Source organism: Psychrilyobacter piezotolerans, from assembly GCF_003391055.1.
Taxonomy (GTDB): Bacteria; Fusobacteriota; Fusobacteriia; order Fusobacteriales; family Fusobacteriaceae; genus Psychrilyobacter; species Psychrilyobacter piezotolerans.
On record NZ_QUAJ01000083.1, the window covers coordinates 1 to 383 of the forward strand.

Sequence of the window (383 nt, forward strand, 5' to 3'; positions counted from 1 at the left end):
GATGCATCCAGATCCTTAAAAAACATAAGATTATTACAGGAATCTGCTACTATATTTGCCCTGGTAATCTTTGGATTTTTGATGAATAACTTCATCGATAAGGGACTGGCTATAATGGCTCTCAGTGGTGCAGTTGTATTAATCCTCGTAACAAAAAGGGAACCTATGGAGGTTTTCAAACATGTGGAATGGGATACCTTGTTTTTCTTCATGGGGTTATTTATGCTGATCCAGGGTATCGAAGCCACAGGTCTCGTGGATATTGTTGGACACAATATTGTAAAATACACCCGGGGAAATTTCCCATTGGCAGTGAGTATGATAATGTGGGTATCGGCATTATTCACCTCGGTAATTGGAAATGTAGCCAATGCAGCCATGGT

1 protein-coding gene is annotated in these 383 nt (G+C 40.2%); it reads left to right on the forward strand.

The features are described from left to right. Positions 1 to 383: SLC13 family permease (locus DYH56_RS15755; protein ID WP_255414734.1), on the forward strand; the 383-nt coding region annotated here is incomplete at both ends.